This window comes from Haladaptatus cibarius D43, assembly GCF_000710615.1.
GTDB classification, from domain to species: Archaea; Halobacteriota; Halobacteria; order Halobacteriales; family Haladaptataceae; genus Haladaptatus; species Haladaptatus cibarius.
The window spans coordinates 1-17,295 of record NZ_JDTH01000001.1 but is presented as its reverse complement, the minus strand read 5'-3'; the positions used below and the strand labels follow the sequence as shown (position 1 = coordinate 17,295).

General features: G+C 58.2%; 15 protein-coding genes and 1 rRNA gene. 10 read left to right on the top strand and 6 right to left on the bottom strand.

Features of this window, described 5'->3' with window-relative positions:
* The first annotated feature begins 67 nt into the window (after window positions 1-67).
* On the top strand, window positions 68-2,410 hold the full coding sequence (locus tag HL45_RS00080) for a DEAD/DEAH box helicase (RefSeq protein WP_049970022.1): 2,343 nt from the start codon (window positions 68-70) through the stop codon (window positions 2,408-2,410).
* A 194-nt stretch (window positions 2,411-2,604) separates the two neighbouring features.
* Window positions 2,605-3,615, top strand: a complete 1,011-nt coding sequence (locus tag HL45_RS00075; RefSeq protein ID WP_049969085.1) for a hypothetical protein — start codon at window positions 2,605-2,607, stop codon at window positions 3,613-3,615.
* Window positions 3,616-3,672: 57 nt separating this feature from the next.
* Here HL45_RS00075 and HL45_RS00070 read toward each other — a convergent pair whose 3' ends face one another.
* Complete coding sequence (locus HL45_RS00070; protein WP_049969084.1) at window positions 3,673-4,350, bottom strand: HAD family hydrolase; 678 nt, start codon at window positions 4,348-4,350, stop codon at window positions 3,673-3,675.
* A gap of 76 nt (window positions 4,351-4,426) precedes the next feature.
* Here HL45_RS00070 and HL45_RS00065 point away from each other — a divergent pair, with 76 nt between their 5' ends.
* Window positions 4,427-5,176 carry a PDDEXK family nuclease gene (locus HL45_RS00065; protein ID WP_049969083.1) on the top strand — a complete coding sequence of 250 codons (750 nt, stop codon included), beginning with the start codon at window positions 4,427-4,429 and terminating at the stop codon, window positions 5,174-5,176.
* A 437-nt stretch (window positions 5,177-5,613) separates the two neighbouring features.
* Here HL45_RS00065 and HL45_RS21020 read toward each other — a convergent pair whose 3' ends face one another.
* Window positions 5,614-5,820: a hypothetical protein gene (locus tag HL45_RS21020; protein WP_049969082.1), complete on the bottom strand. Its 207-nt coding sequence runs from the start codon at window positions 5,818-5,820 to the stop codon at window positions 5,614-5,616.
* Between the two features lie 133 nt (window positions 5,821-5,953).
* On the opposite strand from HL45_RS21020, the gene endA reads away from it, so the two are divergent.
* Window positions 5,954-6,985, top strand: coding sequence for a tRNA-intron lyase (gene endA, locus HL45_RS00055; RefSeq protein WP_049969081.1), 1,032 nt, complete (start codon window positions 5,954-5,956; stop codon window positions 6,983-6,985).
* Window positions 6,982-8,610: a tryptophan--tRNA ligase gene (locus HL45_RS00050; RefSeq protein WP_049969080.1), complete on the top strand. Its 1,629-nt coding sequence runs from the start codon at window positions 6,982-6,984 to the stop codon at window positions 8,608-8,610. The genes endA and HL45_RS00050 overlap by 4 nt, the downstream gene beginning before the upstream one ends.
* A 60-nt stretch (window positions 8,611-8,670) precedes the next feature.
* On the opposite strand, the gene HL45_RS00045 is transcribed toward HL45_RS00050, so the two are convergent.
* Together HL45_RS00045 and HL45_RS00040 are read right to left on the bottom strand one after the other, a co-directional pair.
* Window positions 8,671-9,207: a hypothetical protein gene (locus tag HL45_RS00045; RefSeq protein WP_049969079.1), complete on the bottom strand. Its 537-nt coding sequence runs from the start codon at window positions 9,205-9,207 to the stop codon at window positions 8,671-8,673.
* A gap of 54 nt (window positions 9,208-9,261) precedes the next feature.
* Entirely contained in the window at window positions 9,262-9,984 is a 723-nt protein-coding gene (locus HL45_RS00040; protein ID WP_233274645.1) for a class I SAM-dependent methyltransferase, read from the bottom strand.
* A gap of 242 nt (window positions 9,985-10,226) precedes the next feature.
* On the opposite strand from HL45_RS00040, the gene pheS reads away from it, so the two are divergent.
* The 3 genes from pheS to HL45_RS00025 are packed head-to-tail and all read left to right on the top strand — an operon-like array spanning window position 10,227 to window position 13,999.
* Window positions 10,227-11,735: a phenylalanine--tRNA ligase subunit alpha gene (gene pheS, locus HL45_RS00035; protein ID WP_049969078.1), complete on the top strand. Its 1,509-nt coding sequence runs from the start codon at window positions 10,227-10,229 to the stop codon at window positions 11,733-11,735.
* Window positions 11,735-13,483: a phenylalanine--tRNA ligase subunit beta gene (gene pheT / locus HL45_RS00030; protein WP_049969077.1), complete on the top strand. Its 1,749-nt coding sequence runs from the start codon at window positions 11,735-11,737 to the stop codon at window positions 13,481-13,483. The genes pheS and pheT overlap by 1 nt, the downstream gene beginning before the upstream one ends.
* Before the next feature lie 45 nt (window positions 13,484-13,528).
* The gene (locus HL45_RS00025) at window positions 13,529-13,999 is read left to right on the top strand and encodes a GNAT family N-acetyltransferase (RefSeq protein WP_049969076.1); all 471 of its coding nucleotides are present in this window, start codon (window positions 13,529-13,531) and stop codon (window positions 13,997-13,999) included.
* Window positions 14,000-14,316: 317 nt separating this feature from the next.
* On the opposite strand, the gene HL45_RS00020 is transcribed toward HL45_RS00025, so the two are convergent.
* Together HL45_RS00020 and HL45_RS00015 are read right to left on the bottom strand one after the other, a co-directional pair.
* Window positions 14,317-15,375 carry a quinone-dependent dihydroorotate dehydrogenase gene (locus HL45_RS00020; RefSeq protein WP_049969075.1) on the bottom strand — a complete coding sequence of 353 codons (1,059 nt, stop codon included), beginning with the start codon at window positions 15,373-15,375 and terminating at the stop codon, window positions 14,317-14,319.
* Between the two features lie 47 nt (window positions 15,376-15,422).
* Window positions 15,423-15,620 (bottom strand): hypothetical protein, encoded by a 198-nt coding sequence (locus tag HL45_RS00015; protein WP_007982308.1) that lies wholly within the window; start codon window positions 15,618-15,620, stop codon window positions 15,423-15,425.
* A 245-nt stretch (window positions 15,621-15,865) separates the two neighbouring features.
* On the opposite strand from HL45_RS00015, the gene HL45_RS00010 reads away from it, so the two are divergent.
* Together HL45_RS00010 and HL45_RS00005 are read left to right on the top strand one after the other, a co-directional pair.
* Window positions 15,866-16,174, top strand: a complete 309-nt coding sequence (locus HL45_RS00010; RefSeq protein ID WP_049970020.1) for a non-histone chromosomal MC1 family protein — start codon at window positions 15,866-15,868, stop codon at window positions 16,172-16,174.
* A gap of 887 nt (window positions 16,175-17,061) precedes the next feature.
* Window positions 17,062-17,295: ribosomal RNA gene (locus HL45_RS00005) — 16S ribosomal RNA — on the top strand; the annotation flags it as partial.

Sequence of the window (17,295 nt, the reverse complement as noted above, 5' to 3'; positions counted from 1 at the left end):
GGAACGAAACCGCTGTCACGAACGAGTACAGAAACGCCTTTCTGCCCACCACTCTGCCTACGAAACGATGCAGGTCTCCGAGGCGGTTCCCGAGTTCGCGGAGGCGTTCGCCTTCGAGGAGTTCAACCGGATGCAGAGAGAGATGCTCCCCGCACTGCTCGACAGCGGGGAGAACGTAGTCGCCAGCGCGCCGACCGCGAGCGGGAAAACCGCCCTCGCAGAACTGGCAATTTGTAAGGCGCTGGGCGACGGCGGCACCGCGCTGTTCATCGCGCCCATGCGCGCGCTGACGAACGAAAAGGAAACCGAATGGGAACGCTTCGAAGAACTCGGCTACTCGGTCTACGTCGTCACGGGCGAACGCGATTTGAACCCACGCCGGGCGAAACGCGCTGACATCCTCGTGATGACGCCGGAGAAAACTGATTCTGCGACCCGGAAACACGACTCCGCACGCTATTCGTTCATTACGAACGTGGACTGCTGTGTCATCGACGAGGTTCATCTGCTGGATTCGGACAAACGCGGGAGCGTCCTCGAAGTGACCATCTCCCGCCTGCGGAGACTTTGTGACCCCCGAATCGTCGCGCTTTCCGCGACGATGCCGAACGTGAAGGACGTGGCAAATTGGCTGGATGCACCGCCAGAAACCACCTTCGAGTTCGGCGACGACTACCGACCGGTGGATTTGCACGCGGACGTGAAGACCTACACTCACGGGGACAACTCCTTTGCGGACAAATATCGACGGCTCTATCGCGCGCTCGACCTCGCAGAGCCGCACGTCCGCGAGGACGGACAGGCCCTCGTGTTCGTTTCTTCGCGGCAGGATACGGTGCAGGCAGCGAAGAAGACCCGCGACGAAATAGCGGAGCGAGATATTCCAATCGGCGCGCGTGGAGACTACGATTTCCACACCGAAACGCAAGAACTGCGGAACGACACCCTTCGAAACTCGGTGCTCGACGGCGTTGCCTTCCATCACGCCGGGCTGTCGAAAAACGACCGCGACATGGTCGAAGAGTGGTTCAAGCAAGGAAAAATCCAAATCCTCTTTTCGACCTCCACGCTCGCGTGGGGGGTCAACCTCCCTGCCAGATGCGTGGTTTTGCGGGATACCAAACTCCACGACCCCCTTGAGGGCGAGGTGGATATGAGTCCCTTAGACGTACTCCAGATGCTCGGACGGGCAGGCAGACCGGGCTACGACGACGTTGGCTACGGATGGGTCGTCTGTGACTACGCGGACGCTGACAAATACCGAAAACTGCTCCGCGAGGGGAAGGAAATCGAATCCCGGCTGGCGGAGGATTTGGATTCCCATTTGAACGCCGAAATCGCCATGGGCACCATCTCGGATTTGGAGGACGTGATGTCGTGGCTCGAAACGACGTTCTACTACGTTCGGGCGCAAAGCAAACCAGAAAAATACGATTTCGAGAATATCCGCGAGCGCGTCCGAACCACGCTCAAACGCCTCGTTGACCGAGGCTTCGTGGAACGCGGCGACGACCTTTCAATCGACGGCACTGCACTCGCAATGCTGACCTCGAAGTTCTATCTCGACCTCGACACGGCGGAGCGATTCCGTAGACTGGCCGAAAAAGAGGAAATCGACACGCCCGCCATCCTCGAAGCAGTCGCCGGGGCCGCCGAGTTCGACAGCGTGAACGCCCGCCAATCCGAGCGTGACGCCATCAACTCCGTTCTCGTCGGGCAGGATTCGGGCGATTTGGAGGGCGGCGGGCGAAAAGTGCTCGCCATCCTCCGCGCCAGCATGACCGGTTCGACGCCGGGCGAACTCCGGAGCGATGCGTGGGTCATCCAGCAGAACGCAGTGCGACTCCTCGCCGCACTGCGTGCGTTTTTGAAGCGACTCGACCAGCCGATGGCCGCGAACCTCGCAACTCGCGTCGAAGCGCGATTGGAAAACGGCGTGGACGAGCGTTCCGTCGGTCTGACCGCAATCGACGGCGTGGGCGCTGGCCGAGCGAACAAGTTGGCGAAAGAAGGGCTGGAAACGCCCGCCGACGTGTGCGAGGCGGACGTGGACGGCCTGATTGAAGCAGGACTCTCCGAAGGTGTCGCCGAGCAGGTAGAAGAGAGCGCCCGCGAACTTCCCAACGTGGAAATCGAGTGGGGCGACTTCCCAACCCGAATCGCCCGCGGGGAGAACGATATGCGGGAGGTTACTCTCCGAAATCGTGGGCAGGGCGAGCAGGCGGTCGTCGAAGTCACCGTCAACGGCATCGAGATGACCACGAAATCGACGTACATCGACGCCGACGCGACGGTTCCCGTCGGCGTCTTCGGCGGCACCGACGACGAAATGGAGTTCGTGATTCGAGTTGCCTTCCCCGACCTTCCGGTAGTTCCGATTACCGACTCGCGGACTGTGAAAGTTGAGTAATCTCAATCGGGTTCTTACAGTGTTCGAAGTCGGAGTGTCTCGCGGTACCAAATGACCTGTGGAAACTTCCAGAAGTGGAGTATCGTCGACATTGATGTTGACCTCGCGTGGGGACTCGATTTGCACAGATATTGGGTCAACAAAACGACTAATAGCAAAGTCCTTACTTACTACTCCCATTTCTAGATGATATTGTGTCCCCGAACAAAACCTCCCGCCGATCCGTGCTCGCCGCTGGTGGTCTCGTCGCCACCCTCGGTATCGTTGCTGGCTCCCCCTTCGAGTTCTCCTCGGACGACGGGACACCCGGCGCGCTCGGATTCACGGCTGGTACGGCACCCATCGGGAGCGACCCACTCGTGCTGATCAACACTAGCGAGATCAGAGAGAACAACGTAGCGAAGCGCGTCGCTAGCACGCTGCTCGCCGCCAGACAGTTCGATGACATTCCTACTGTTCTCACCGGAATGTTTGCGAACAACTCGTCATCTTCAGTTGACGTGAGCCGTGTCGGGAAGTTGCTGTTGGTTGGTTCGGACCGATCCGATGACAGCGGTGGTGCCGTCGTTTGGGCCGACTGGGACGACGACGATGTCATTTCTGTCCTCGCCCCGACAGAAAAAGCGGAGATTCGAACTGAGTCATACGGGGGCCAAACGCTGTACACGTCCGGTGCGACGAGCGTGGTGGTGCTCGGTGATACCGAGTTTGCGTTCGGCACGACCGAGGTCGTTCGTACCATTGCCGATGTTTGGCATGGTGATAGCGACCCTGTCGGTGGAGAGACACTGGACTCTTTCGAACGCACACCGCTCCGGGCGACCGTTCGATTCTCGTTCGACACTCTGGGTGTACCGTGTAACGACGCATCCTCGCCGAATGTGTACGATAGCGTCACGCAAGTTTACGGTTCAGTCCCGTCTGATAGAAATACGGTTCGGCTGCACTTGCGCGTTGAATCGAACCACGTTCGCCACAAGGTGGCGACAGCAGTGAGGGACGACCTCGAAACAGTTAGCGTCGAGAGTGAAGAGGATGCGTCTGGTACTGGCAGTGAGAAGTTACCGTACGATGCTGTCGAGAATATTTCGGTCGATCACAAACACGACACTGTCACGCTCACATACCGTCCAGACGACAAAGACGACAAGTACGTCCATGCAGTCATTGAGACGCTCGTGTGTCTGATCGGTCGTTCACGGTAGTATACTTCCTTACTCCCGTTTCGAACCACGTACCAGTTTGGACTTTTCCAGCAGCATCTAAGCCGTCTCCGCAACCTTCGAGATTAGTTCCTCCCGCAGTTCCTCCGGCGACGAAACGACCACATCTGCTGACGACAAATCCAACTCCTTCGCACCGTTCGGATAGCCGATGCAGTAGGTTCCCGCGCGAACCGCCGATTCGACGCCGTTTTCGGAATCCTCGACTGCGGCGCATTCGTCGGCGTGTTTCCCGAGCAAGCCCGCGGCGTGCTCGAAAATCGCGGGTTCCGGTTTGCCGGGCGCGTTGATGTCCTCGGCGCTGACGACTTCCGAGAATTTGAGGTCGAAGCGGTCAAGAACGATGTCTATCCAGTGATGGGGCGACGACGAGACGAGGGCGATTTCGGTTCCGTTTTCGCGCAGGTCGGCGAGCAGGTCGTGAAAGCCATCCATCAGCGAGACGTGTTCGCCGTAGAGTTGCTTTGCGGCCTCGTCGTATATCGCGATGAACTCCTCTTTGGTCGCAGTCGTTTGGTACTCCGAATCGAGGTAGTCGTAGATTTCGCGGTAGTTCATTCCCGTGATTTCGTCGGCGGTTACGTCTTCTTCGACCACTTTCGGGAAGATGGTTTCCTCTTCGAGTTCGACCCAGAAATCCTCCGAGTTCACGATGACGCCGTCCATGTCGAACAGCACCGCGTTCGGTGGTTCGCGGTTCGTTTTCGTTCCGTCCATTTTCCCTTACTTCTCCCGGTTCCCTCAAAGGCCTTCGCCCGAATCTTTAAATCCGAAACCGCGACCACTCCGGGCCATGACCGAAACGATTCGCGTGTTCGCCGGCGACTGCACGATTACGACCGACGGCGACACGAAACAGAACCGACGCGGCGAGATGGTCGCGCTCCTGAAACCCGACGATACCCTGCTCGTCCACGATATTGATGGGTATCAGCCAGTCGAATGGCTCACACGGGCGGAAACCACTCACGCGAGTCTCGACGGCGATACGTTCACCCTCGTCGCGGCGACCAGCGACCGCCGGGTTCGAGTCGAGTGCCACACTAGCTACGACATTTCACGGTATCCGGGGTCAAAAGCCGGGATTCCGGTCGGAACCTGTCCACACTGTGACGGCGCACTGACCCGAGCGAAAGGGAGCGTCTCCTGTCTTGGCTGTCGCCGGGAGTACAGCATCCCCCGAAACGCCAGCGTTGGCGGGAACTCCTGCGACTGCGGCCTCCCGACCATGCGCGTCGAACGCGGCGCGGAGTTCGAACTCTGTCTCGACCGAAACTGCGGAACTGTACTTGCAGCAGTCCAGGAACGATTCGACCGCGAGTGGGACTGCCCCGAGTGCGGTGCCGACCTCCGTATTTTGCGTCGAGGTGGAATCATCGCGGGGTGTGACCGCTATCCCGATTGTGAAACCGGCTTCGGCGTTCCGAACGGGAGAATCGTGGATTCGTGCGCCTGTGGACTGCCGGTGTTTCGGACGCGAACCGGGCGGCGCTGTTTGGCCACCGATTGCGAGGAGTTCGAAAGCGAGGATTTGGAAGGGTGAGTGTACTCTTCTGACTCTCTAGAGATGATTGTTAACCTCGGAATAGATACACTTTCCAAACCACTGTGGTGCGCGCTGGCACAGCACCGGGGAGGTGAACTCCTCGGTGCTGTGCTGACAGTGTGCGAGGGATGAGTACCGGAACGAAGTGAGGAACGGAATCGGTTGGGGAGGGTGCGGCTGATGCGGTGTGGAGTGGTTTGCGGTTTTCATTAGAGTCGCGATTTGCCTAAGATACAACCAATCAGATTACTCGGTTAGCAGTAAGGACATCACGACTCCAGTGAAAACCGCCACAGCCACCGCCCACAGACCTCCCCAACTGACTCCCTCACTCGCTGTCGCTCGTTTCAGTCGTTGCTCGCACGCGCCGAGGGAGTTGGCTAATTCCGAGAAATCTGAAAACAGCGTCACAATCCGAAGAAGTAGACTGCTATTTAACGCTCATTTATCGCGTTTGTCGTCTGTTTTTCCGTTCTCTTTTCCTTTTTGGCATTGCTCTCGTGCTTCCCCAGTACCAGAATCCATCGAAATAGTGGAAGGTCTTTTCCCCAGTACCAGATTCCAAACAGCCCGAATCCGACAAGAACGACTACCTGGAGAAACGATTCTGATGTACTTGGAACCGGCCCGAACAGAATCATACTTCCTCATTGATTATTTTGTATTATTACTATTTTGTGTTTTCTACCGCTATCGTACGTCTGGTATTCTCACTGTCCGGAAAAATCCTCTCGAAGTCGCAGTGCCTTTGGCGGCGCACGTCACACAAAGTGTATGAACGGACGCCTACGCGCCGACGAAGTAATCGCTGGTGGTGATGCCCGCCAGCGCTACTACGATTCGCGGGGATACGGCAGACCACTCGACGGGAACGAAATCGCTCTCTCGCGGGTTGAGGCCGCCCATCTCCTGCTTCGTGACGACCTCGATTCGGTGGAGGGAATGAATTTCCGCGAGTTCCTTCAGGACTCGACTGGCGACGACTTTGCGGCCCGATTTTTCGTCTACGCCGATTTGCGAGAACGCGGGTTTTACCTCTCGCCCGACCGGGAAGGATGGGTGTCTGACCCACTCTCGGATTCCGATTTCGTCGTCTACCCACGCGGAGGCGGGCCGTGGGACGACGAGGTGCTGTACCGTCTTCGCGTCGCCAGCGAGCGCGAATCGATTCCGGCGTCACAGTTGGGAGACGTGGTGCTCGCAGTCGTGGACGAGGAGAGCGAAATCACCTACTTCGAAACCGACCGCATCGAGATTTCGGGCACGACGAACCACGACGTACCGACGAACGTTTCGGGATCGTTACTTGCCGACCGCGTGCTGGTCTGGGACGCGCCGGACGAACTGCACCACGAATCGTTTTACGGACAACCGATGGGCGGTAGAAATCCGGCAGGGGTCTTGCAGTTATCGCTGGTTGAGGCGGCGCATCTAGTCGCGGAGGGAAACCTCTCGGTTTCGGGCGAGTACGACGAAATCGTCGCCCGGGGACGGGACGTGAAAGGTGAGCGATTCGACCGCAGACTGTGTGTGTATCGCGCGCTCCGCGAAGGTAACGTGGTTCCGAAAACCGGCTTCAAATTCGGCGCGGATTTCCGAACCTACGCGGACGTGGAGTCGGTGGACAATCTGGGCCACTCCGAGTATCTGATTCGCGTGCTTGAGGACGGTCATACGTTCTCGCCCCGCGACCTCGCGCTGGACGTGCGGTTGGCTCACGGGGTGCGAAAGAAAATGATTTTTGCGCTCGTCACGGAAAACGAACGAATAACCGACTGGCTTTCGGTCACCCGACTTACACCATGACACGAGACGACACTGACACCACTGACACCACTGACACAACCGACACGAGCAACACTACCAACGCTGACGATACTGACGAATCATCACTCCGTCCCGACGGTGGAACCGCCGCGGGCGAGGACGACGTTGCACTCGACCCGTGGGGGTCGGCGACCGTCTCCGACTACCGAAAACTGTTCGAGGAGTTCGGTATCGAGGAGTTCGACGGCGTGCTTCCCGAGGTTCCGAATCCTCACTATCTGATGCGCAGAGGTGTCATCTTCGGCAACCGCGGCTATCGCCGGGTTGCCGAGGCGATGCAGAACGACGAACCTTTCGCGGCGCTGTCGGGGTTCATGCCAACGGGTGAACCGCACATCGGGCACAAACTGGTGTTCGACGAACTCATCTGGCACCAAAAACAGGGCGGGGACACCTACGGCCTCATCGCCGACCTCGAAGCCCACAGCGCCCGCGGCCTGTCGTGGGAGGAAATTGATGAACACTCGCGTGACTACCTCCTGTCGCTTCTCGCACTCGGATTCGACGCCGAGGACGGAACGCTCTACCGTCAGTCCGAAAATCGCGAACTGCAAGACCTTTCGTTCGAACTCGGGTCGAAAGCCAACTTCTCGGAGTTCCAATCCATCTACGGTTTCGACGGCGAAACCAACGTCTCGCACGTCCAGAGCGTCGTCACGCAGATGGCCGACATCCTCTACCCGCAACTGGACGAACCGAAACCGACCGTCATCCCGGTCGGCCCCGACCAAGACCCGCACGTCAGACTGGCCCGCGACTTGGCCGTCAGAATGCGGTTTTTCGGCGTGACGGAAGCCTACGCGAGTTTCGAACTGGACGAGGACGAACAGAAATTCGTCGCCGAACTGTACCGCACGCTCGACTCGGCCGACTTCGACGACGATTCGCTTCGCTGTGTCCACGTCGCGCAGGCAATCGACGGGATGACGCCGGACGAACTCGACGTTGACGCAGAAACCATCTCGTCCGCGAAGGCGAAACTCGACGAAGCAGGAATGGAACCCCTTCGACCCCGCGTTCGGTTCCTCGACCGAAATGCCACCGAGGAGGCCTTCCACGCCCTCATTGACGCCATCGACGGCGAAAAGCGCGTTTTCGACGAACACATCGACGTGTTCGACCTCTCGCGCGAGGAAGCCGAGGAACTCGCCCGCGAGGTGGAGATGGAGAACGACGGCTACGGCTTCATCATGCCCTCTTCGATTTACCATCGATTCATGACCGGCCTGACTGGTGGGAAAATGTCCTCGTCGGTTCCGGCGAGTCACATCAGCCTGATGGACGACCCGCAGGACGGTTATGACAAGGTCAAATCGGCCACGACGGGCGGCCGCGAGACTGCCGACCTCCAGCGCGAAAAAGGTGGCAAGGCCGACGAATGTCCCGTCTACGAACTGTACGCCTACCTGCTGTCGGGCGACGACGACGAGTTCGCCACGGAAGTGTACGAGGAGTGCGTCGGCGGCGAACGACTTTGTGGCGGATGCAAGGAACAAGCCGCGGAGTTAATGAAGGAGTTCCTCGAAGAGCATCAGGAAAAGCGCGAGGAAGCAGAAGAACTGCTGGAAGAGTTGGATATTCAGTTGAAATCCTCACGGCGATAAGCCGGTTCACGGTTCATTTTTGTCGCCGTTCGAAAGCAGGGAAAAGGTAGTACAGAACAGTTAGCTATCCGAGTCGGTGTCTGTATCTGCCCCGTCAGAGTCTGAATCGCCATCATCGCTGTCCGAATCCGTATCTCCATCGTCGGAATCCGAATCCGTATCTCCATCGTCGGAATCCGAATCCGTATCTCCATCACTCCCGTCCGAATCGGTGTCGCTGTCAGTCCCATCTGAATCGGTGTCTCCATCACTGCCATCCGAATCCGCATCCCCGTTGCCGGTATCCGAGTTGGTGTTTGGATTGGTATTCGCGTCTGCCCCGGATGTGGGTCGGTTGGTAGCGGTTTCCTGCGCGTCAGATTCCCTCCCGATGTCGGAGCCGATGCTGTAGAGGATGATGGGTGGGGCGATGTACGCGACAATCGCCAGTACCACGAACAGTCGGTCGATGAAGATGAGCAGACCGAATGCGGTGAGCGCCGCCGCCGAGGCGGCGTGAACCGCGGTGTGGGTGTACTCTCGGTAGTAGTCCCACAGTCCGCGGAGCCACTGCGTCGTTCCTGCTACGACTTCGCTTTCGGTTGTGATGGAGGACATTCAGAGCGTCTACGCTTCCGACACGCAAAAACCCGCACCTCCGAATTTCACATTTCACTTTTCGACGACGACGCAGGGAGTCGCGGAATCGACAAATTCCTCTCCCTCGGCATCGACCAGTTCCCAGTAGTTTCGCGTCTCGGCACCAGTCGCCTCCTGAACCACGTCTTCGCTAATCAGGTTCGCACCACTCAGCACCAACTCGAACGATTCGCGCTTTCGCCCCTCGAACTCCCTGTCAAACTGGGCTTGACTGGTTTCGTTCGGGTAGTTCAACACGAGGTGGCCGCCGTCTCGCACCCGTGAATACAGACTCTCGATTGCGCGTTTCGGCTCTTCTACGAAATAGAGCGTGGCGACACAGTACACCACGTCGAATTTTTGGTCGGTGTCGAGGTCGGGAAGCGAATCGACCGCAAACTGGAGGTTGTCGAGTCCTTGCTCCTCCGCTTTCTCCGCGTTGTCCCGAACGACCGTCTCCGAGAGGTCGAAGCCGAAAATCTCGGTTTCGGGGTGGCGTTCCGCAAGCAGGAAGGGGACGACTGCGGGGCCACAGCCAACCGAGGCGAAGTCGTCGGGGACGCCCCTCCAGTCGAAACATCGCTCCACGAGGTCGGCCATCCGTTCGCCGCCGATGTAGGCACAACGGTCGTAATCGGCACGTCGGTAGAACCGCTCCCAATCCATCATGAACTCCCAATCGTTCGAAATCGAGATAAATCCCTCCGGAAGGCTTTCGTCCGATTCTCCGGAACGTTTTTGTCGATTCTGGGCCATCCTCCACTCATGCCATCCGTATCCCATCGTGGCAGTATCGCAGTCCAGTCACGACCAGCGACCGGATTCGGATTTTTTACCGGGGTCTAGGCGCGCGGCGGACTCCTCTCACGGTGGGAGGATGAAACCGAGCGCAGTGGCCCAATGGGGCGCAGTCATCCGTTGGAGCACAGTCGTCCGACGGTCTTCAGAAGGGCTAAACCGGCGGACAGGGACATACGACCAACGACTATCAAGTAGCGATGAAACTACCAGAATCACAGGTCGCGGTGTTGGAAGCCGCGAGCGCGACAGACGAACAGAGTATCGAGGAACTGGCCGACAAGACGGGCCTGAAACCCGAGACGGCGACGGGTGCGGCTTTCGAACTCGAAGACGAAGGCTTGCTTTCCGTGGAAGAGCGAACCGACGAATCCGTCTCGCTGACAGAAGAGGGCGAGGAGTACGCCGGAGACGGCTTGCCGGAAATCAAACTCTACGAGGCGGCGCTCTCTGCGGGCGCGGACGAGGACGCGATTCAGATGGGCCAAGCGATTGGCCAGTCCGGATTGGGCGGCCCGCAGGTGAACATCGCCCTCTCGAACTACGCTCGGAAGGGCTACGGGAGCATCGACAGCGGCGAAATCGTCGCCGACCCCGATGCCGACCCAGAGAACGATTCGGAGGCGAGCGCGCTGGCCGCGCTCGCCGCTGGCGAAACGGTTGATGACGCCGATACGCTCGACCAACTGGAAAGCCGTGGTCTTATCGAACTGTCCGAATTGACGGTTCGCTCGGTGTTGCTCACGGACGACGGCGTGACGGCCCTGATGGAAGGTGTCGAGGCCGCCGAGACGGTGGATCAGTTGACGCCGGAAATGCTCACGACGGGCCAGTGGCGCGACGTGGAGTTCGCGGAGTACAACGTTGACGCCGACGCCGAGCGAATCGACGGCGGGAAGGTTCACATCCTGCGTCAGACGGCGAACCGGGTGAAGGACGTGCTCGTCGGGATGGGCTTCGAGGAGATGGACGGCCCGCACGCGGACGCGGACTTCTGGATTAACGACTGTCTGTTCATGCCCCAAGACCATCCTGCGCGGACCCACTGGGACAGATTCGCCCTATCGAATCCAACCGAAATCGGTGACCTGCCGGAGGAGTTGGTGGGGAAGGTTCGCCGGGCGCATCTCGAAGGAATCGGCGAAGACAGCGACGGCTACCACTCGCCGTGGGACGAGGAGTTCGCGCGAGCAATCGCGCTTCGTGGCCACACCACGTCGCTGTCGATGCGGTATCTCTCCGGGAACGCTATCGGGGAACTCGACCCGCCACAGCGATTCTTCAGCGTCGAGAAGGTGTACCGAAACGACACCCTCGACCCGACCCACCTGCTTGAGTTCTTCCAAATCGAGGGCTGGGTGATGGCCGAAGACCTCTCCGTGCGCGATTTGATGGGCACCTTCGAGGAGTTCTACGCGCAGTTCGGCATCACGGATATCCAGTTCAAACCGCACTACAACCCGTACACGGAGCCAAGTTTCGAACTGTTCGGACGGCACCCCGAGACGAACGAACTTATCGAAATCGGCAACAGCGGGATGTTTCGGCCCGAAGTGCTGGAACCGCTCGGTGTCGAGTGCGACGTGATGGCGTGGGGACTTGCCCTCGAACGCCTGCTCATGTTGATGTACGGCTTCGAGGACATCCGCGACGTTCACGGGACGCTGTGTGACCTCGAACTGCTCCGCGACGTGGAGGTGATTCACTGATGCCAACTGTAGACGTTTCCCCCGACGAACTGCGCCGACTGACCGGCCACGACGAAAAGGACGACGAAGAACTCAAAGACGACATGTTCGCACTCGGCTTGGAGTTCGAGGGCGAGACAGAAGAGGGCGACATGCAGTTGGAGTTCGCCCCCGACCGACTCGACCGACTCTCCATCGAGGGCGTGGCGCGGTCGCTTCGCTACCAGTACGGCGACGACCGGGGAATTTACACCCCGAAACCGAACGACCCTGACTGGACGATTGCGGTCGATGAAAGCGTTCCGGACGAGCGTCCCTACGTCACCGGTGCGATTGTTCGTGGCGTAAACCTCTCCGAGGAGGCGCTCGACTCGCTCATTCAGTTGCAGGAAAAACTCCACGCGACGATGGGCCGAAAGCGCGCGAAAGGCGCAATTGGGATTCACGACCTGACGATGCTGAAAGGTTCCTCTGCGACCGAAGAAGGCGGCAACAGCATCGAGTACGTCGGCGTCGAATCGGACGGCGACCGATTCGTTCCGCTCGATTCGGACGCGGAGATGACGCCCGATGAGGTTCTGCGCTCGCACCCGACCGGCGAGAAGTACGCAGACCTCGTCTCCGAATACGACCGATATCCGGCCATCTACGACGATATCGGCCTGTTCTCGTTCCCGCCGGTCATCAACGGTCGGCGAACCGAGGTCACCACGGATTCGCGTGACCTGTTCATCGAACTCACGGGCACTGACCAGTGGACTATCGACAAGATGTGTACCATCATCTGCTACGCGCTGGACGCTCGTGGCGCGACCATCGAGGAAGTCGAAGTCACCTACGACGACCACATGCTCGTCAGGCCGGATTTGGAAGTGACGACGAAATCCGTCACCCACGAGCAAGTCGAGACGCTTCTCGGTATCGACTTCACGCCGGACGAAGTGCTCGACCTGTTGGCCCGTTCTGGACTCTCCGGGGAAGCGAGCGAAGAAGAGGACTCGGTCGTCTACGAGGTCGAAATTCCGCCATACCGCGTGGACGTACTTCACCCGGTGGACATAGTGGACGACATCGGACGCGCCTACGGATTCAACGACCTCTCGCCGCGGTATCCCGACGTTGGAACGGTCGGTGGGCAACACGAACGCTCACAACTCGAAGACGCGGCCCGCGAGGTTCTCGTTGGTTTGGGCTTCGAAGACCTGCTCAACTTCCACATGATTAGCGCAGAAGAGAACTTCAGAAGGATGCGTGTAGAACAGGAATCCGACGTGGAACCGGAAACTGACGCGGAGGCCGGAACCGACGTGGTCGGCGGTGGCACTCCGGCGGCCATCAAAAATCCCTACAGCGAGGACTACACCATGCTTCGGACGTGGGCGCTCCCCTCGCTGATGATGGTGCTGGAGAACAACACCCATCGCTCCTATCCGCAGGACATCGCGGAAATCGGTCTGGCGGCGCAGGTCGATGAATCGGAGAACACGGGCGTCGCGGAACACCGAACCGTGGCGGGCGTTCTCGCGCGCCACGACGCCTCCTACGAGGACGCGAAGGCGCGCCTGCAAGCTATCGTTCGGAACTTCAACGCCGACCTCGAAACGCCACCGACCGAGCATCCGACGTTCATCTCCGGCCGTGCAGCGGACGTCGTGATTGGTGGCGAAACGGTCGGTGTCATCGGCGAAATTCATCCCGAAGTGCTGGTCGAGCACGACTTGGAACTACCAGTCGCCGGATTCGAGTTCCGACTGGACGCGCTGGAGTAGGGGCTGAATCGAAACGTTTGACAGTTCTTTCGACGATTTCGGGGTATGGAGTACGAATTTTCCCCGCTCTCTGCTGACGACGTAGACGCCATCGTCTCGTGGCACTACGACCCACCCTACGATTTCTACGACATGGAGAGCGACCCGGAGGATTTGGCGTTGTTTACGAATCCCGAGAATCGGGACGACAAGTACGCAGTTTTCGATTCGGCAGGTGACCGTGTCGGTTTCTTCTCGTTCGACATGGGCGACGATGGTGACATTCTCGAAATCGGGCTGGGGATGCATCCCACCTCGACTGGAAAGGGTCGCGGAAAGGCGTTCGCCGAGGCCGGAATGGAGTTTGCGGCGGAGACGTATGGTCCCGAAATCTACTCGTTGGCGGTGGCGACGTTCAACGACCGAGCGATTTCGGTGTACGAGGATGTTGGATTCGAACGTCAGGAGACGTTCATGCAGGAAACCAACGGCGGCGAGTACGAATTTCTCCGCATGACTTGCTCGGATTCATTGTAGTGACTTGCCATACGGGTTCGTCAGTGAACACCGAGGGCTTCGTTTGGAGTCGTGATTCGTCTACTCCCGTTTGATTATACTGTAGTTTCAGCAAATCACGACTCTAATGAAAACCGCAACCGCACCGTAACCGCCCACACACCTCCCCAACCGATTCCCTGCGTTCGTTCCACTCACTTCGGTCATCCCTCGCACGCTATCAGCACAGAGCTTCGGCGGTGAGCGCCTCAGCCCTGCGACAGCGCGCGCCACATGGTAAATGTATTTAGCGAATCGAGGGAGGAAAAATTCGATTGCTCGTAGAAACCGTCCTTTGTTCAATCGAGGTCTGCACCAATCGCATCTTCGATACTGTCGAACCCATCTCTGTCGAGCAGTTCAAGCAGGCCTTCGTTGATTTCGCGGGCAATCGACGGGCCGCGATAGACGAGGCCGGTGTACAACTGGACGACGTGCGCCCCGGCGCGAATCTTCCGGTAGGCGTCTTCCGCAGTGAAGATACCGCCGACGCCGATGACTGGCACGTCCACATGCTCAGCGGTGAACTGAATCATCTCCGTGGCGCGCGACTGGATGGGCCGTCCGGAGAGACCACCCTCTTCGTCGCGGTACTGACTGCGGAGGCTGCCGGGGCGCTCCGTCGTCGTGTTCGTGGCGATGACGCCGTCCAAATCGAGTTCGTTCACGAGGTCGAGGGCGTCTTCGATTGCGGGTTCCGGCAGGTCGGGCGAGAGCTTCACGAGGAGGGGACTCGTGCCCGCGTCCTGAAGCGTCGTCAGGATTCGCTCCAGATTTTCGCGGTTCTGGAGTTCGCGCAGGCCGGGAGTGTTCGGACTGGAGACGTTCACGACGAAGTAATTCGCGTGGGCTGACACGCGCTCGTAGGTGTACAGGTAATCCTCCTCGGCGCTTTCGAGGGGCGTGGTTTTCGACTTCCCGATGTTTGCACCGACAGGAACGTCGGGAAGCGACTGCATGGCCATGCGTGCCCCGATTCTGTCGGCACCGTGGTTGTTGAAGCCCATGCGATTGATGATGCCTTCGTCCTCACGAAGTCGGAACATCCGTGGTTTCGGGTTGCCGTCCTGTGCCTCCGCGGTGACGCCGCCGATTTCGACGTGGCCAAAGCCGAGGCTGGCAAGCGCAGACGGTATCTGTGCGTTCTTGTCGAACCCCGCGGCAACACCCACTGGGGTTGGGAACGACTGGCCGAATGCGGTGACGGCCAGTCTGGTGTCATCGACTCGGTACTGCGCGCGGAGCAGTTGCTCCACTGGCGTCCCCTGCACCCCCTTGAGCAACGAGTGAACAGTTCCGTGTGCAGTTTCTGCGGGCAACTGAAACAACAGCGGTCTGACGGCGTCGTATCCGTACATCGTTGTACCGATTGAGAAGGAAATCGCCTGCGGGTTTCCGCGGCGAGTTAGAACTCGTGTTCGACCTCGTCTTTGTCCGCCTTTTGGATAATAATCTTATCTTCTCGGACCCGGACGAAGACCTCATCACCGATTTCCATGCCAGCAACGGCCAGTTCGTCTTCATGAAGATTGACGTGAACGTTGTGGTATTCGCCGTCTTCGTCTTTCGCGCCACTCGGGCTGAGCTTCTTTTTCCGTACCATCGCGGTATCTTATCCAGTCCTTCGCCGTAGCATCTACTTAAATGTTTTCTACCGTACTGTTCTGTTTCACCGTTCTCACTGATTTCATATACACTGAAGCCACTTACCTTGCTCGGCCTTCGTTCCGTCCCTCGAAAAACCACGGGACGGCAAAACATAGTATAAATATCTATCGCCGAAAACCGCTCATATCGGCGATATATTTATAGTGGCCCCTGTGCTGGGTTGGCATGGAGGAGAAAACCATGGTACGTGACGATGGTAAGCGAAACTTTGCACTGCGCCAAACGGATGGAGATGAATCGAGTGTCTTCTCGGGCAACACCCCGCGACAGGCCGCGCTCAAAGCAGCGCGACGGCTCGACCCCGGTAGCTCCGAGGATGCCGCAGATCGAGTAGAACTGCGTCTTCGAGAGAAAGGAACCGACAAAGTCCACATCTACGAAGGATGGGCATGGCACGAAGAGGCCCCCGATGACAAACCTGACTGGATGCCGGGAGAAATCACTGAAGCGAACGTTTCCAAACAAGGCATCGAACACTTAGACGAGTGAAATGTTCTCGTTTTGACACCTATGCCTTTCACGAGGCACTCACAAGTAATATATAATTCTTCGCACGCACGTGAGTCCATTGACAAAGGTTTTTGCCTCCTCCACGTAACGTTGGGGATGCGCGGGGCACATCCGACCGGACTGAACGCACGACGCGTGGGATGACGGTTCGGCCTCCACTCGCGCGATACTTTGACTACGATGAGCCTTCGGCTTGTTTTTCGTCCGCACACTCTAATGCTAGTGAATATGCCTCAATGAGCTACTCATTCGACGGGCTTAAATGTATGCCTGCCATTCGTACAAATGCGAAGGTCGCACGGTGGTCTCCCACCGGGTGACTGCTCGACTCCCACGCCATTGTGGCTGAAAGTCGGAGTCGGGCGAAAGAAAACCCAATCCAATGGCCTTAAGTGTATAGGAGCATTCGGATGTAATGTCGATGGCGTCCCGCGGTTTGGGACGGTCAACACACATCTAATTCGGTGCCTTTAAGTATACAAGGCGATTCGGATTGAATGTGACACGCGCCCTCGGCGACACTCGCCGAGGACGAGCGAAATCCGACGCCCTTAAGTACAAACGGGACGTCGGATATGAACGCGAAGAAAGACTCAACACGCGATCTGCGAAGCGTTCAAACCGCTTCGCAATCTCGGACAACGAAGGTTCGATGGGTTTAATACCCTTCTCCGCCTTCAATCAAGTCCGAAGGAAATGAGGATTCCACCCCTGCGGTCAGCCGTACACGATGGAATCTGATGTTAGCCTTGGTAGTTCGGTGACACCTTGTCGGTTTACCGATGTGGTGTCTCGAACGTGTGATATGTGATACACTCTCTTCTGAGAGTGTCTCCGCCTAACATGCTGGACATTCGTCCAGCGGCATTCTGGTTGATCCTGCCAGAGGCCATTGCTATTGGAGTTCGATTTAGCCATGCTAGTTGCACGAACTTAGATTCGTAGCGGAAAGCTCAGTAACACGTGATCAAACTACCCTATAGACCAGCATAACCTCGGGAAACTGAGGCTAATACTGGATAACGCTCCTACGTTTGAATACGGGGAGCCGGAAACGCTCCGGCGCTATAGGATGTGATTGCGGCCGATTAGGTAGACGG

Excerpts from the sequence above, each read along its gene's own strand:
- HL45_RS00080 (WP_049970022.1), top strand. The coding sequence starts at position 68 with ATGCAGGTCTCCGAGGCGGTTCCCGAGTTCGCGGAGGCGTTCGCCTTC.
- HL45_RS00070 (WP_049969084.1), bottom strand. The coding sequence starts at position 4,350 with ATGGACGGAACGAAAACGAACCGCGAACCACCGAACGCGGTGCTGTTC.
- HL45_RS00065 (WP_049969083.1), top strand. The coding sequence starts at position 4,427 with ATGACCGAAACGATTCGCGTGTTCGCCGGCGACTGCACGATTACGACC.
- HL45_RS21020 (WP_049969082.1), bottom strand. The coding sequence starts at position 5,820 with ATGATTCTGTTCGGGCCGGTTCCAAGTACATCAGAATCGTTTCTCCAG.
- endA (WP_049969081.1), top strand. The coding sequence starts at position 5,954 with ATGAACGGACGCCTACGCGCCGACGAAGTAATCGCTGGTGGTGATGCC.
- HL45_RS00050 (WP_049969080.1), top strand. The coding sequence starts at position 6,982 with ATGACACGAGACGACACTGACACCACTGACACCACTGACACAACCGAC.
- HL45_RS00045 (WP_049969079.1), bottom strand. The coding sequence starts at position 9,207 with ATGTCCTCCATCACAACCGAAAGCGAAGTCGTAGCAGGAACGACGCAG.
- HL45_RS00040 (WP_233274645.1), bottom strand. The coding sequence starts at position 9,984 with ATGGCCCAGAATCGACAAAAACGTTCCGGAGAATCGGACGAAAGCCTT.
- pheS (WP_049969078.1), top strand. The coding sequence starts at position 10,227 with ATGAAACTACCAGAATCACAGGTCGCGGTGTTGGAAGCCGCGAGCGCG.
- pheT (WP_049969077.1), top strand. The coding sequence starts at position 11,735 with ATGCCAACTGTAGACGTTTCCCCCGACGAACTGCGCCGACTGACCGGC.
- HL45_RS00025 (WP_049969076.1), top strand. The coding sequence starts at position 13,529 with ATGGAGTACGAATTTTCCCCGCTCTCTGCTGACGACGTAGACGCCATC.
- HL45_RS00020 (WP_049969075.1), bottom strand. The coding sequence starts at position 15,375 with ATGTACGGATACGACGCCGTCAGACCGCTGTTGTTTCAGTTGCCCGCA.
- HL45_RS00015 (WP_007982308.1), bottom strand. The coding sequence starts at position 15,620 with ATGGTACGGAAAAAGAAGCTCAGCCCGAGTGGCGCGAAAGACGAAGAC.
- HL45_RS00010 (WP_049970020.1), top strand. The coding sequence starts at position 15,866 with ATGGTACGTGACGATGGTAAGCGAAACTTTGCACTGCGCCAAACGGAT.